The sequence below is a fragment of the Pseudomonas sp. HY13-MNA-CIBAN-0226 genome (assembly GCF_040310305.1).
Classification (GTDB): domain Bacteria; phylum Pseudomonadota; class Gammaproteobacteria; order Pseudomonadales; family Pseudomonadaceae; genus Aquipseudomonas; species Aquipseudomonas gregormendelii.
In genome coordinates, this window is sequence record NZ_JBEOPS010000005.1 from 62837 (window position 1) to 77383 (window position 14547).

Below are 14547 nucleotides of genomic sequence, written 5' to 3' on the forward strand. Positions count from 1 at the left end.
GCGCCGGATGCGCGCTCGCCGACTCTTTCCTGACTGACGAGACCTACATGATCAACAATGATCGGCTGTTGGTGCAGATCCTGCTCCTGGTGCTGTTTGGCGCGAGCTTATGGGTGATGGCGCCGTTCTGGTCGGCGTTGTTCTGGGGGGCGGTGCTGGCATTTGCCAGTTGGCCATTGATGCGACTGCTGACTCGCTGGCTCAACGGTCGCGAATCCCTGGCCGCCGCCGTGCTGACCCTGGGCTGGATGTTGCTGGTGGCTGTACCCCTGGTATGGCTGGGTTTCAACCTGGCCGATCACGTGCGCGATGCCACCGCTTTCATCAAGGACGTGCAGGTCGACGGCCTGCCCGAGGCCCCGACCTGGCTCGGTTCGATTCCGCTGATTGGCGAGCGGCTGGTGGGGATCTGGGACAGCATCGACCAGCAGGGCGCAGCGATGATGCTGGCGGTCAAGCCGTACCTGGGGCAGGTCGGCAACTGGCTGCTGGCCCGCAGTGCGCAGATCGGCGGCGGTATCCTGGAACTGACCTTGAGCATCGTCTTCGTGTTCTTTTTCTATCGCGACGGACCGCGCCTGGCGGCCTTCGTCCATGGCTTGCTCGAACGATTGATCGGCGATCGCGCCGGCTATTACATCGAGCTGGTGGCCGGTACGGTACAGCGGGTGGTCAACGGAGTGATCGGCACGGCAGCGGCGCAGGCGTTGCTGGCGTTGGTCGGGTTCCTGATTGCCGGCGTTCCCGGGGCCCTGGTGCTCGGTATCGTGACCTTCCTGCTCAGCCTGATTCCCATGGGCCCGCCACTGGTGTGGATTCCGGCGACGGCGTGGCTGGCGTGGAAAGGTGACTACGGGATGGCGGTGTTCCTGGGGATCTGGGGCACATTCATCATCAGCGGCGTCGACAACGTGCTCAAACCCTACCTGATCAGCCGCGGCGGCAACCTGCCGCTGGTGATTGTGTTGCTGGGGGTATTTGGCGGCCTGATCGCATTCGGCTTCATTGGCTTGTTCATCGGCCCCACGTTGCTGGCCGTGGCCTATAGCTTGTTGACTGACTGGAGCAAGAGTCACGCCCGCATAGAAGAGCGGCGCTGAGGGAAAAAACTGGTATTGCCTGAGCTGTCGGGACGATTTACCGATCATCGGGTCCCGCAGCGCCCCTGGTTCCGCTACAATGCGCGCCGATTTCGTCCTGCCTGAGAGCCCGCCCATGTCCGTCTGCCAGACTCCTATCATCGTCGCCCTGGATTTCCCCACCCGTGACGCCGCACTGAAGCTGGCCGATCAACTGGACCCGACTCTCTGCCGGGTCAAAGTGGGCAAGGAGCTGTTCACCAGCTGTGCGTCGGAAATTGTCGGCACCCTGCGCGACAAGGGTTTCGAAGTATTCCTCGACCTCAAGTTCCATGACATCCCCAACACCACCGCGATGGCGGTGAAAGCCGCTGCGGAAATGGGCGTGTGGATGGTCAACGTGCACTGCTCCGGTGGCCTGCGCATGATGGCTGCGTGTCGCGAAGTGCTCGACCAGCGCACGGGGCCAAAGCCGCTGTTGATCGGCGTGACCGTGCTGACCAGCATGGAGCGCGAGGATTTGGCAGGTATCGGCCTGGACATCGAACCGCAGGAACAGGTACTGCGCCTGGCTGCATTGGCGCAAAAAGCCGGAATGGATGGCCTGGTGTGCTCGGCGCTGGAAGCCCAGGCCCTGAAATCGGCTCACCCGTCGTTGCAACTGGTGACGCCAGGTATTCGTCCGGCCGGCAGCGCCCAGGATGATCAACGCCGCATCCTGACCCCTCGGCAGGCGCTGGATGCCGGTTCGGATTACCTGGTGATCGGCCGTCCGATCAGCCAGGCGGCTGATCCAGCCAAGGCGTTGGCCGCCGTAGTCGCCGAACTCGCCTAACCGGCTCTAAACCTGTGGGAGCGGGCTTGCCCGCGATAGCGGTGTGCCAGTCAAATTTGATGTCGACGGGCACGCCCTCATCGCGGGCAAGCCCGCTCCCACAGGGTTTTGATTCAGTCAGTGACGGCGTTACACCTTCAGCACCAACTTGCCAAAGTTCTCCCCGCTGAACAACTTCATCAGCGTCTCCGGGAACGTCTCCAGCCCTTCGACGATATCTTCCTTGCTCTTGAGTTGTCCCTTGGCCATCCAGCCCGCCATTTCCTGCCCGGCGGCGGCGAACTGCGCCGCGTGGTCCATCACCACAAAGCCTTCCATGCGAGCGCGGTTGACCAATAGCGACAGGTAATTGGCGGGTCCCTTGACTGCCTCCTTGTTGTTGTACTGGCTAATGGCGCCGCAGATAACCACTCGCGCTTTCATCGCCAAGCGGCTCAGCACTGCATCGAGAATATCGCCGCCGACATTATCGAAATAGACGTCGACCCCTTTGGGGCATTCACGCTTCAGGCCGGCGTGCACATCTTCGTTCTTGTAGTCGATAGCGCCGTCGAAACCCAGTTCCTCGATCAGGAACTTGCACTTGTCCGCGCCACCTGCGATGCCGATCACACGACACCCCTTGAGCTTGGCGATCTGCCCGGCAATGCTGCCCACAGCGCCAGCGGCGCCCGACAGCACCACGGTGTCGCCTTCTTTTGGCGCGCCGACGTCGAGCAAGGCGAAGTAAGCGGTCATGCCCGTCATGCCCAGCGCTGACAAGTAGCGTGGCAGCGGGGCCAGTTTCGGATCGACCTTATAAAAACCCCTTGGCTCGCCGAGGAAATAATCCTGCACGCCGAGGGCACCGTTGACGTAGTCGCCGACGGCAAAACCGGGATTGTTCGACGCAACGACTTTGCCCACGCCCAATGCACGCATGACTTCGCCGATACCGACTGGAGGAATGTAGGACTTGCCCTCGTTCATCCAGCCACGCATGGCAGGGTCCAGGGACAGGTATTCGGTTTTGACCAGGATCTGTCCTGCGCCCGGTTCACCAACCGGTACTTCCTGATAGGTGAAGGTTTCGCGGGTCGCCGGGCCCACCGGACGTTTGGCGAGCAGGAACTGGCGATTGGTCTGGGTAGTCATGACAGGCGCTCAAGAGGGATGAAGCCTTGTTGATAGCCCTTCATGACCCAGGCCGCAAGTCTCGCTGATACGGCGAATGCAGTTCGATCCAGAGCAGTGATAGTCCCCCAGGCAGTTTCATCACTGCTACTCATGAGCAGCCAACCGGCCTCTTGATAGTGCTGACGTGCTGCAGGCACCTGTGTCTAGACTGGGTGCACGCACTTTCCCGGCTTTCTTCGAGGACATGACAATGAGCATGACGTTTTCTGGTCAGGTAGCAGTAGTGACGGGCGCCGGTAATGGTATCGGCCGCGCGACTGCCCAGGCATTCGCCGCTGAAGGCTTGAAAGTGGTGGTCGCCGACCTGGACACGGCAAGCGGCGAAGGTACCGTGGCGCTGATTCGTACACTGGGCGGCGAAGCGACCTTCGTGCGCTGCGACGTCACTCAGGAAAGCGAAGTGAAACACCTGATGGACGAGGTGGTGAATGCCTACGGGCGCCTGGACTATGCCTTCAACAACGCCGGCATTGAAATCGAGAAGGGCAAGCTGGCGGACGGCACGCTTGACGAGTTCGACGCCATCATGGGGGTCAACGTCAAAGGCGTATGGCTGTGCATGAAGTATCAGCTGCCTCTGCTGCTGGCCCAGGGCGGTGGCGCCATCGTCAACACGGCTTCGGTGGCGGGCCTGGGCGCTGCGCCGAAGATGAGCATCTATGCGGCGTCCAAGCACGCAGTGATCGGCCTGACCAAGTCAGCTGCGATCGAGTATGCGAAAAAGAAAATCCGGGTCAATGCCGTGTGCCCTGCGGTGATCGACACCGACATGTTCCGCCGAGCTTATGAGGCGGATCCGAAGAAGGGCGAGTTCGCCAACGCGATGCACCCGGTCGGTCGCATCGGCAAAGTGGAGGAGATCGCCAGTGCGGTGTTGTACCTGTGCAGCGATGGCGCCGCTTTCACCACCGGGCACTCCTTGGCAGTGGACGGCGGCGTAACGGCCTTCTAAACCCGCCCGCTTTGCACAAGCCTGCGCAGACGCTGCTTAGGACGATGTGTAGGCGCTGTCGAGTGCAACGAGGCTGCGATCTTTTACTGTGTCACCCAAGTAAGATCCAGCCACTTTCTATGCGTGTGATCCGCAGGCTCGCCGCTTCTTCATGGCGACTTCGCCGGATCGACCTCCAGCGTTCTGAAAACGACGGGTGCGTAGCTTTTTGCCATTATTCCGACGTCAGAGTCTTGTGTTGCCTGGGGCCCGTTGCGAATCTGCTTGAATAGACTCGATCAAGGGACCCAGTGCAATGAAATCGGCCGTGCAAGGACGTTTTGCCAACCTCGGTATGGCAAAAAAAATGGGTGTGGGGTTTGCCTTGGTACTGTTATTGACGGCGCTTATCGCGGCAATCGGCGTATGGTCGTTGCAGGCCATCAGCCAGCGCTTCAATGATCTCAAACAGATGTCCTCGCTTAATAGCGGCCTGCTCAAGGTGCGCTTGCTCGAGCAGGAGTACGCCTTGCGGGGCGACGCTAAAACCGTCGAGGCCTTGCACGCCGGGGTCGACGAGCTGATTGCCCTGGCGACCGGGCTCAAGCAGGCCTCTGCAGCGAATGTGCCGGTCATGAATGACGTGGAGCAATCGCTGGCGGCTTATAGAAAAGCCTTCGACGAGTTCGTCTCGCTCAGCCAGACCAAGGACCTGGCCTTGGAAATGGCCAATTGGTCAGTCTCAAGCGTTGCCAACAACCTCGATGTTTTGCAGGCCGGGCTCGCCGATGATGGGGCTTACACCCTGAAAGAGTCCCAGGGCAAGGATGGCGCGCAATTCATCGAACAGGCCGGTCAGGTCAGTCAGGTCTCGCGGTTGATGCTGCAGGCGATGAACGAGGCACGTGTACGCCTGGACTTGAGTCGCAAGGGTGATGACGGCGCCGGCCAGGGCAAGATCGAGCAGGCTGACCAGGCGCTGGCTCAGGCTGAGCAGCTCAAGTCCACGGTCTTGGATGACGGCTACAAGACGGTGCTCAACGAAGTGACTGGCCACATTGCCGGTTTCAGCGAAAAACTCGCGGAGTACACCGGGCTGCTGGCTCAGGAAAAAACCGTCTATGCGCAGTTGCACCAGCGTGCCGCCCAAGTGGTGGATCGAGTGGACCAGGCCTATGTCGCCGAAGATCAGTCCATGCAGGCAGAGTTGAAGAAGAACGCATTGCTTATCATCGGTTCCTCTGTGCTGGCACTCCTGGCCGGCCTGATTGCCGCGTGGGTGATCACCCGCCTGATCGTGGCGCCTCTGCGCAGTGTGATCCAGGTCGCCCAGCGAATTGCATCGGGGGATCTGAGTGCGACGGTGGAGGTGACCCGGCGCGACGAAATCGGTCAACTGATGCACGCCATGCAGCAGATGGGGACCGGGCTAAGCACCATCGTCAGTGGCTTGCAGGCCGGCATCGAACAGTTGGCCAGTTCGGCGCAGTCGTTATCGGCAGGCACCGAGCAGACCAATCTTGAGGTCAGTAGCCAGAAGGAGGAAACCGAGCAGGTAGCCACCGCGATGAACCAGATGACCGCCACCGTGCATGACGTCGCGCGTAATGCAGAGGAGGCCGCTCAAGCGGCGCAGACGGCGGACAGCAAGGTCGAAAGCGGACAGCAAGTGGTGCGCCAGAGCATGGCCCGGATCGAGCTGCTGGCGGATTCAGCGACCTCGGCCAGTTCAAGCATTGAAAGCCTGAGCGCCGAGATCCAGAACATCGGCACGGTGCTCGGCGTCATCAAGAGCGTGGCCGAGCAGACCAACCTGCTGGCGCTGAACGCGGCGATTGAAGCCGCGCGCGCCGGAGAGCAGGGCAGGGGCTTCGCAGTGGTTGCAGATGAAGTTCGAGCCCTGGCCAAGCGCACCCAGCAATCGACCGAGGAAATAGAACGCCTGGTGAGCGCCTTGCGTTCTGCGGCGCACTCATCGGTGCAACAGATCCAGAACAGCGGGGAGCTGGTCAAGCTGGCGGTGAGCGATGCACTGCAGACCGAAAGTGCCTTGGGCAGCATCGCGGCTGCCGTGTCATTGATTCAGCAGATGAATCAGCAAATTGCTGCAGCCGCCGAGGAACAGAGCTCGGTGGCCGAGGAGATCAATAGAAGCGTAACGAGCATCCGTGCCAGCGCCGACCAGTCTTCGCTGGCGATGCAGGGCAATGCCGCTTCCAGTATCGAGCTGGCGCAGTTGGGGATAGAGCTGAAGGGGATGGTGGGGCATTTCAGGCTCTGACTCTGCAGGCGCGAGCTCGCGATGGTCGTCAACGATGACTCGGGGATTCAGACACCCCGCAGCGCTCAGACGTTTTTCGCGAGCAAGCTCGCTCCTGCACAGGTCGATCAGTCGTAGATGACTTTTTTCTTCCAGTCCGCATCGGCTTCGACGTCCTTGAGGCCTTCGGTCAACTGGTTCACTTCGTCTTCGGCAGGCGCAGTCTTGTCCATCACCTGGGCGTTGGCACGAGCCAGGAGTTTCTCCAGATACTGCAGCTGTTCGGCGTAAACCTGCGGTTCCTGCTGTTTGCGCAGGTATTGAACGCCGCGCTCGAAAGCCAGTCGCGCCTGGCCAGGTTGATTTTGCTGCAGCGAGTGCTGGCCCAGATTGTTGAAAAACTCGATGTGCAGCAGCACCAGGATATGGCGAACCTCACGGATCCAGCGCTTGGCTTCGTTGGTGGGCAGGAAACCGTCCTGGGCTGCGCGGGTAATTTGACCGTGCAGGGCCTCAAGCAGGAAACGTACGTCCTTGGCTTTGGCCTCAGTCTGGATCGGCGCCGGCGGGTTATTGACCGGAATCGATTCCCCTTGCGCGACCAGCGCCGTCAGCTCGGCAATCCGGGCCTTGAGCCCGGCATTGGATTTTTCCAGGTTGAGCAGGCGCTGGCAGACATTCAGCTCCAGGCGCGTCAACAGCAGCTTGAGCGCCGGTGTCATCAACTGCCCAGGGAACGTCTCGGTGATCTCACCGCAACGACGCAGGCGGTCGTTGAGCTCAACCTTGGTGCGGGCTTTCTCCAGCTTGTTGTTTTCCACCACATTGTTCATGTAGCCAATGACGATCAATAGCGCGATCCCGGCTACGACGAGCAGGGTGATCATGAGTGGAGTCACCGGTAAGACCTCTTTATGGGATTCGCGAGCGAGTGTAGTGGCTTGGCATTGGAGCGCATAGCGCCGCACGGCGGGTTGAATCGGACAGTGTCCAGCCTGTATCGGCCGTCATGCGCCTTATATAAGTAATCTCTGTATTGGGTGCATATGGCCATCATCTGTGGCGCAGATCGACTATAACGTCTTGGCAGGCGTCAGAATATAGGCGTCAGACACCGGGCGGCGGAAAAGCCCGAAACGCGCCTGAATCCAGGTCGAAGTCATTGATTTAAATAAATTTATATCTGGGGGTTGACGACCTCTCAATCCATCCATAGAATGCGCGCCACTTACAGCGTAAAGCACACAGCGAAACGCGGTAGGCAGTGAATGTTGTACGTGTGTCCCCTTCGTCTAGTGGCCTAGGACACCGCCCTTTCACGGCGGTAACAGGGGTTCGAGTCCCCTAGGGGACGCCAATGCGGGAATAGCTCAGTTGGTAGAGCACGACCTTGCCAAGGTCGGGGTCGCGAGTTCGAGTCTCGTTTCCCGCTCCATTTTTAAACAGTGTTGCTTTCGGGCAGCACTGAGTGAAACCAGAACCAAGTCTTCGGATGCGGCTCTGGGCACCGAAACACACACCATGTGTTCCGGGCAGCGTGTCCCCTTCGTCTAGTGGCCTAGGACACCGCCCTTTCACGGCGGTAACAGGGGTTCGAGTCCCCTAGGGGACGCCATTTGCGGGAATAGCTCAGTTGGTAGAGCACGACCTTGCCAAGGTCGGGGTCGCGAGTTCGAGTCTCGTTTCCCGCTCCATATTTAACGAAAACGCCGCTCATTGAGCGGCGTTTTTGTTTGTGCAGAATTTGTTCCCGAGAAGTGAAGAGGCCCGCCAGTCAGACTGCGCGGGCCTTTTGCGTGTGTGGCTTTTTAGATCGAAAAGATCGGGTGTCCGGCAATACCGCCCGAAGTGAATGGCTGCCCCAGCCTCAGTCCACGCTGTAGTGAACCGATAGCACGCCTTTCTTCGATGAGACGGAGGCGATGGCGACCGTGCCCAACTCCCTCAGGCTGCGTACATGAGTGCCGCCGCAGCCATAGGCAGGGAGTTCGCCAAAGCTGATTTCCCTCGCGCCTTCGCGTAGCGACGACAGGCGTGGCAGGTCGTCGGCTATCCACTGATCGAGGCCGATCTGGACAGTCTTTACGTCGACCTCTTGTGCGGACTCGGCAGGTTTGAATTGCACCCGGCCTTCACCTGGCCAGTGATGCGCCTTGACTGGCATCCAGCCCATGGCCTGGACGAGGTGGCCGATCAAATGACCGGCAGAATGCATGCGGGTATTGAACTGGCGACGTTGCTCGTCGATCCGAATCCGGGTCATGCCCGGGGTTATCGGGCGGTCGACAAAATGGATGATGCGGTCGGGACCCTGGACCACACGAAGCACTTGGCTCTCGCCTATCGAGCCGGTATCAAAAGGCTGCCCACCGCCCTGGGGGTGAAAGAGTGTGGCCCGCAGCACGACGGCGAACTCGTTCTCGTGCGGCATGCAGTCCAGTACTTCCACGTTGGCATTGAGGTCATCACTGTGGAAAAAGAGGCGAAGCGTCATGTGCCGAATCCGGATAAATACTGTTTTTTATTATAGGTAGCGGGGAAAAGCGTGATAATCCGGTCAAACATCAAAGGACTGTTGCGCTGTGAGCATAAATCTTCCGTTGCCGCTGCTGGGTGAAATGGCGATTTTCGTCAAGGTTGTCGAGACTGGCAGCTTCTCTGAAGCGGCTCGTCAACTCGGCTCCTCGCCTTCGGCGGTCAGTCGTAGCATTTCGCGCCTGGAAAAAGCGTTGGCCACTCGCTTGCTGCAACGCACCACGCGCAAGTTGCGGCTCAGTGATGGTGGCGAGGAGGTGTTCAAGCGTTGCCAGGAAATGGTCAGCGCCGCCAAGTCGGTCATGGAGATCAGTGGCCAGTTCACGGATGAGGCAGAAGGGCTGATACGGGTGAGCGTGCCCAAGGCGGTTGGGCGGTTTGTGATTCACCCGCACATGCCGGAATTCTTGCGGCGTTTTCCCAAGGTGGACGTTGAGTTGCTGCTGGAGGATCGGCAGGTGGATCTGATCGATGACCATGTCGACCTGGCCATTCGAATCACTGATCGGCCACCTGCCGGGCTGGTGGGGCGCCAGCTGCTGACGATCGATCATATGCTGTGCGCCACTCCACAGTACCTGGCCGAACACGGCATACCGACGCACCCCCATGATTTGCTCAACCACAGTTGCATCTACCTGGGAGAAACTCCAAGCGATGCGCGCTGGAAATTCAAAAAGGGCACCAAGGCGATCACGGTCGGTGTGCGCGGGCGTTATGCCGCCAATCACACCGGCGTTCGCCTGGGGGCGGTGTTGCAGCATATCGGAATTGGCAGCCTGCCTTATTTCACGGCACGTCACGCGTTGGAGCAGGGGGTAATCGTGCAGGTGTTGCCGGACTGGACCTTTCTGGCGTCTTACCATGGTGGTGCCTGGCTGCTGCATTCACCAACCCGGTACATGCCGCCGAAGTTGCGCGTGTTTATCGATTATCTGGTGGAGTGCCTGGAGAAAGAGCCGACCTTGGGCAAGCCTGGTCGGGGGGCAGAGATGGCGGCCTATGAGACACCTGAAAGTGAAGGTTTGCCCTGAGAGGCCCCATCGCGGGCAAGCCTTGCTCCCACGAGCTTAAGGTCAGCTCACAATGGTCCGGTTTTACCTGTGGGAGCAACGCTTGCCCGCGATGGGGTCATCGGCTGCCACGAAAAAGGCCCGCATGTTCACCATGCGGGCCTCTGGTAGTGCTGATCGTGGATCAGTGCTTGCTGTCGTCGATGGACATCGACAGCAGTTGCTTCTCCTGATTCCAGTCGAACGGCTCATCGTTCTGTTCGGCTTCGAAGCGACGTTCTTCCAGCGCCTGGTACAAATCGATTTCGTCGTCAGGCATGTAGTGCAGGCAATCACCGGCGAAATACCACAGCAGGTCGCGCGGGACCAGGTGGGCGATTTGCGGGTAGCGGGCGATCACCTGGCAGAGGATGTCCTGGCCCAGGTATTGGCTTTCGATCGGGTCGACTGGCAACAATGCCCGCAGTTCGTCGAAACGCTCCAGGAACAAGGCATGGCTTTCTTCGGGAACCTGCTCGGCCTCGCCCACGGCGACCAGGATGCTGCGCAAGTGGTCCAGCAGGACGAGATGATCGGCAACGATGTTGGACACGAGATAAGTCCTCAAGAGCAAAACGGGCGCGGGAGTATAAAGCTCCTGCGCCCGTTTTTACAGGTAGAACGGAATCAGCGGACCTTTCCGTCGGCCAGTGCCAGCTCTTCCTTGTCGAAGTCGTCGACATCGATCACCTTGCGTCGTGCCGCCTCGGCATCACGCAAAGTCAGCGCTTCCACTGGCTGCAATACGCCCGCTTCCAGTGCCGCATCAATCGCGTGTTCCCCGGCAGCCGGCTTGACCTGGCCACTCTTGAGCGCCACATGCAGCTTCTTCTGCAAAGGCTGCGCGGCGTTCAACAGGTTGCACGCATGCTGCAACGCGCCGACGGCGTCATCTGCCGCCTGCGGGCGGTAGCAACCACCGAGCAACTCTTCCAGGGTCGGATCACCTTTGGCGCGACCGATGACAGCAGCGACCTCGGCACCGAGCTTGTCCGACGGACCTTTGTGACGGCGACCGAATGGAAACACGATCACCCGCAGCAGGCAGCCCAGTACTTTGTTCGGGAAGTTGGTCAGCAGTTCGTCGAGGGCCTTTTCCGACTGACCGAGGCTTTCTTCCATCGCCCAGTTAAACAGCGGCGCCATATGTTCAGGCGAATCGAGATCGTGGTAACGCTTGAGTGCCGCAGAGGCCAGGTACATGTTGCTGAGTACATCACCCAGACGTGCCGACAGGCGTTCGCGACGTTTAAGTTCGCCACCCAGCAGCATCATGCTGAGGTCGGCGAGCATGGCGAACGCGGCGGCCTGGCGGTTGAGCGCGCGGAAGTACCCTTGACTCAGGGCATTGCCTGGCGCCCGTTCAAAGTGACCAAAGCCGAGGTTCAGCACCAGGGTGCTGGCGGCGTTGCCAACGGCAAATCCGATGTGCTTGAGCAGCAACGCATCGAACTCGACCAGGGCCTGATCCTTGTCCTCGCGCCCCGCCAGGGCCATTTCCTTGAGTACGAACGGATGGCAGCGAATCGCGCCTTGGCCGAAGATCATCAGGTTGCGCGAAAGGATGTTGGCGCCTTCCACGGTGATGAAGATCGGCGCGCCGTTCCAGCTGCGTCCCAGGTAATTGTTCGGGCCCATGATGATGGCCTTGCCGCCGTGTACATCCATGGCGTGGCTGATGCATTCGCGTCCACGTTCGGTCAGGTGGTACTTGAGGATCGCCGACAGCACCGAAGGCTTCTCGCCCAGGTCTACGGCGTTGGCGGTAAGCATCCGCGCTGCATCCATCATCCATGCATTGCCGCCAATACGCGCCATGGCCTCCTGGATACCCTCGAACGCCGAAAGTGGCACGTTGAACTGCTCGCGGACCTGGGCGTACTGGCCGGTCACCAGGCTGGTGAACTTGGCGGCGCCGGTGCCAACTGCCGGCAGGGAAATCGAACGGCCGACGGACAGGCAGTTCATCAACATCATCCAGCCCTTGCCGAGCATCTCCTGGCCGCCTATCAGGTAGTCCAGGGGGATGAACACGTCCTTGCCGGAATTGGGGCCGTTCATGAACGCCGCGCCCAGTGGCAGGTGGCGACGTCCGATCTCGACGCCAGGGGTGTCAGTTGGAATCAGCGCCAGGCTGATGCCCAGGTCTTCCTTGTCACCCAGCAGATGGTCCGGGTCATAGGCCTTGAACGCCAGGCCGAGGAGGGTCGCGACGGGGCCCAGGGTGATGTAGCGTTTTTCCCAGTTCAGGCGCAGGCCAAGGGTTTCCTGCCCTTCCCATTCACCCTTGCAGATGATCCCGGTGTCGGGCATCGCGCCGGCATCGGAGCCGGCAAGCGGGCCGGTCAGGGCGAAGCACGGAATATCGTCACCGCGCGCCAGTCGTGGCAAGTAGTGGTTGCGTTGTTCGTCGGTGCCGTAGTGCAGCAGCAGCTCGGCAGGGCCTAGGGAATTGGGGACCATCACGGTGGAGGCGAGGTCGCCGCTGCGAGTCGCCAGTTTCATCGCCACCTGGGAGTGGGCATAGGCGGAAAAGCCCTTGCCGCCGAATTCCTTGGGGATGATCAGGGCGAAGAAGCCGTTGTCCTTGATGTGGGTCCAGGCTTGCGGTGGCAGGTCCATGTCCTGGCCGATCTGCCAGTCACTGACCATGGCGCAGAGCTCTTCGGTCGGGCCATCGATAAAAGCCTGTTCCTCTTCGCTCAACTGCACTTTCGGGTAGGCCAGCAATTTATCCCAGTCCGGACGGCCACTGAACAATTCACCGTCCCACCACACCGTGCCTGCGTCGATCGCATCGCGCTCGGTCTGCGACATCGGCGGCAGGGTTTTCTGGAACCAGCTGAACAGTGGCGCGCTGAAAAATTTGCGGCGCAGGTCCGGCAGCAACAAGGGCGCCGCCACGGCGGCGATCAACACCCATAGCAGCAACAACAACCAGCCTGGCGCGTGACTGAAGGCGCCCATTGCCACCACATAAACGGCAACGATGCACAAGGCGGGTAGTGGGGCGGTGCGGCGATGCGCCAGATAGGCAATGCCGACGATCAGAACCAGTATCCACAACAACAGCATATTTAATCCTCCGTGAACCAGGGCAAAACCAACCCTCAGAGCTTAGACGGCATCCGTAGCAGGGTGATCAGGGCAAGGTGTTGAATTGTGAGAAACCTTGTAAAAGTTTTGCAGGCACGGTTGGCAACAGCCTGCGCAAATCGTTCGCTGCTCGCGCGACAATGCGCCCATGTTTGGCCGAAATGCCGTTATCTCTGTGCTTATCCTGTCGCTAGACTCGGGTCTTCCCCAGGAGATTGATCTCATGCACGAGTATTTGAGCCCCGGCCGCTTCATCGATAGTGACCACCCGTCAGTAGTGGAGTTCGCTGAAAAACACCGTGGCGCCAGTCGCGATCCGCTCGAGCAGGCGATCAATCTCTATTACGCCGTGCGCGAAGCTGTGCGCTACAACCCCTATACCTTCAGCCGCGACCCGCAGACCCTGTGCGGCAGTTACGCCCTGGCGGCAGGGGAAAGCTATTGCGTGCCCAAGGCCACATTGCTGGCTGGCGCAGCGCGGCATTGCGCAATCCCGGCACGTATCGGTCTGGCTGATGTGCGCAATCACCTGTCGACCCCGCGGCTGCTCGAACTGCTCAGGAGCGACGTGTTCGCCATGCACGGTTATACCGAACTGTTCCTGAACGGACGCTGGGTCAAGGCCACGCCGGCATTCAATCAAGGCTTGTGTGAATTGTTCAACGTCGCGCCATTGGAGTTCGACGGGATCAACGACAGCGTGTTCCACCCTTTAAACCGCGATGGCGAGCCGTTGATGGAGTACCTGGTCGACCATGGCCAGTTCACTGATGTGCCTGAAGCGTTCTTTTTCGAGCACCTGGAAAAATGTTACCCGCACCTGTTTGCCGGGCAGTTGCCGGCGCTGCTGGGGGACATGCAGAGCGATTTGAGTCGCGCCTGATCCGGCGTATGCTGCCTGCGCATTCATCCATAAAGAGGCGCTCATGCTGAAGATCTGGGGTCGCAAGAACTCGTCGAATGTCAGGAAACCGTTGTGGGCCGCCGAGGAGCTGGGCCTGGTTTACGAGGCAATAGATGCCGGCGGTGCCTTTGGCGTCGTGGACACCGCGCATTACCGGGCGATGAACCCCAATGGTCGTGTGCCGGTGATCGAAGACGACGGCTTCGTACTGTGGGAATCCAATGCCATCGTGCGTTATCTCCTGGCCCGCCACGCCAGCAACAGCGCCTGGTACCCGGCGGATCCGCAAGCCCGCGCCAGCGCCGACAAGTGGATGGACTGGACCACTTCGAGCTTTGCCGGCCCGTTCCGCACCGTGTTCTGGGGTGTGCTGCGCACCTCGGCCGATCAACAGGACTGGCCGGCCATCCACGCTGCGATCAAGGAGTGCGACGCGCTGCTGGCGGTGGTCGATCAGGCGTTGACGGCCCAACCCTACCTGTCGGGTGAAGAGATCGGCATGGGTGACATCCCCCTGGGCAGTTTTATTTATGCCTGGTTTGAAATGCCCATCGAGCGCGCACCCCAGCCCCATCTTGAGGCCTGGTACGCGCGGCTCAAGCAGCGTCCGGCGTATCAGAAAGCCGTCATGACCGCGTTGACTTAATACTCACTATCGACACGCTTGACTGTACTTGTG

At 60.1% G+C, this 14547-nt stretch carries 11 protein-coding genes, 4 tRNA genes and 2 pseudogenes; 12 read left to right on the top strand and 5 right to left on the bottom strand.

The features are described 5' to 3' along the window. Nucleotides 1-47: 47 nt before the first annotated feature. Together AAEZ05_RS06970 and pyrF are read left to right on the top strand one after the other, a co-directional pair. Nucleotides 48-1100 carry an AI-2E family transporter gene (locus AAEZ05_RS06970; RefSeq protein ID WP_045061755.1) on the top strand — a complete coding sequence of 351 codons (1053 nt, stop codon included), beginning with the start codon at nucleotides 48-50 and terminating at the stop codon, nucleotides 1098-1100. A 115-nt stretch (nucleotides 1101-1215) separates the two neighbouring features. Continuing rightward, nucleotides 1216-1914 (top strand): orotidine-5'-phosphate decarboxylase, encoded by a 699-nt coding sequence (gene pyrF, locus AAEZ05_RS06975; protein WP_045061815.1) that lies wholly within the window; start codon nucleotides 1216-1218, stop codon nucleotides 1912-1914. Nucleotides 1915-2043: 129 nt separating this feature from the next. Here the strand turns inward: pyrF and AAEZ05_RS06980 are convergent, their stop codons facing one another. Next, nucleotides 2044-3048: an NADP-dependent oxidoreductase gene (locus AAEZ05_RS06980; RefSeq protein WP_045061754.1), complete on the bottom strand. Its 1005-nt coding sequence runs from the start codon at nucleotides 3046-3048 to the stop codon at nucleotides 2044-2046. 232 nt (nucleotides 3049-3280) lie between these two features. Between AAEZ05_RS06980 and AAEZ05_RS06985 the strand changes: the two genes are divergently transcribed. From AAEZ05_RS06985 to AAEZ05_RS30670, 3 genes and pseudogenes are all read left to right on the top strand, one after another. Continuing rightward, nucleotides 3281-4042 (top strand): SDR family oxidoreductase, encoded by a 762-nt coding sequence (locus AAEZ05_RS06985; protein WP_045061753.1) that lies wholly within the window; start codon nucleotides 3281-3283, stop codon nucleotides 4040-4042. Nucleotides 4043-4388: 346 nt separating this feature from the next. Then, nucleotides 4389-5603 (top strand): annotated as a pseudogene (locus AAEZ05_RS30665) (HAMP domain-containing protein); the annotation flags it as partial. A 102-nt stretch (nucleotides 5604-5705) separates the two neighbouring features. Continuing rightward, nucleotides 5706-6302 (top strand): annotated as a pseudogene (locus AAEZ05_RS30670) (methyl-accepting chemotaxis protein); the annotation flags it as partial. Between the two features lie 107 nt (nucleotides 6303-6409). Here the strand turns inward: AAEZ05_RS30670 and AAEZ05_RS06995 are convergent. Next, a complete protein-coding gene (locus tag AAEZ05_RS06995; protein WP_045061751.1) occupies nucleotides 6410-7168 on the bottom strand; it encodes a hypothetical protein in 759 nt (252 codons plus the stop codon). 394 nt (nucleotides 7169-7562) lie between these two features. On the opposite strand from AAEZ05_RS06995, the gene AAEZ05_RS07000 reads away from it, so the two are divergent. The 4 genes from AAEZ05_RS07000 to AAEZ05_RS07015 all read left to right on the top strand — a co-directional run bounded on the left by AAEZ05_RS07000 (nucleotide 7563) and on the right by AAEZ05_RS07015 (nucleotide 7975). Then, nucleotides 7563-7638 (top strand) — tRNA-Glu (locus AAEZ05_RS07000). 2 nt (nucleotides 7639-7640) lie between these two features. Beyond that, nucleotides 7641-7716 (top strand) — tRNA-Gly (locus AAEZ05_RS07005). A 104-nt stretch (nucleotides 7717-7820) separates the two neighbouring features. Next, nucleotides 7821-7896 (top strand) — tRNA-Glu (locus AAEZ05_RS07010). Between the two features lie 3 nt (nucleotides 7897-7899). Continuing rightward, a tRNA-Gly gene (locus AAEZ05_RS07015) sits at nucleotides 7900-7975 on the top strand. A gap of 173 nt (nucleotides 7976-8148) precedes the next feature. Here the strand turns inward: AAEZ05_RS07015 and AAEZ05_RS07020 are convergent. Further along, a complete protein-coding gene (locus AAEZ05_RS07020; protein ID WP_205893471.1) occupies nucleotides 8149-8775 on the bottom strand; it encodes an alanyl-tRNA editing protein in 627 nt (208 codons plus the stop codon). Between the two features lie 88 nt (nucleotides 8776-8863). On the opposite strand from AAEZ05_RS07020, the gene AAEZ05_RS07025 reads away from it, so the two are divergent. Beyond that, the gene (locus AAEZ05_RS07025) at nucleotides 8864-9850 is read left to right on the top strand and encodes a LysR substrate-binding domain-containing protein (protein ID WP_205893472.1); all 987 of its coding nucleotides are present in this window, start codon (nucleotides 8864-8866) and stop codon (nucleotides 9848-9850) included. A 163-nt stretch (nucleotides 9851-10013) separates the two neighbouring features. On the opposite strand, the gene AAEZ05_RS07030 is transcribed toward AAEZ05_RS07025, so the two are convergent. Further along, nucleotides 10014-10421, bottom strand: coding sequence for a PA2817 family protein (locus tag AAEZ05_RS07030; protein WP_045061748.1), 408 nt, complete (start codon nucleotides 10419-10421; stop codon nucleotides 10014-10016). Nucleotides 10422-10495: 74 nt separating this feature from the next. Further along, nucleotides 10496-12943, bottom strand: a complete 2448-nt coding sequence (locus AAEZ05_RS07035; RefSeq protein ID WP_045061747.1) for an acyl-CoA dehydrogenase — start codon at nucleotides 12941-12943, stop codon at nucleotides 10496-10498. Nucleotides 12944-13187: 244 nt separating this feature from the next. Here AAEZ05_RS07035 and AAEZ05_RS07040 point away from each other — a divergent pair, with 244 nt between their 5' ends. Then, nucleotides 13188-13847, top strand: coding sequence for a transglutaminase-like domain-containing protein (locus AAEZ05_RS07040; RefSeq protein WP_350646851.1), 660 nt, complete (start codon nucleotides 13188-13190; stop codon nucleotides 13845-13847). Between the two features lie 43 nt (nucleotides 13848-13890). Beyond that, nucleotides 13891-14514, top strand: a complete 624-nt coding sequence (locus AAEZ05_RS07045) for a glutathione S-transferase family protein (RefSeq protein WP_350646852.1) — start codon at nucleotides 13891-13893, stop codon at nucleotides 14512-14514. Nucleotides 14515-14547: the final 33 nt, after the last annotated feature.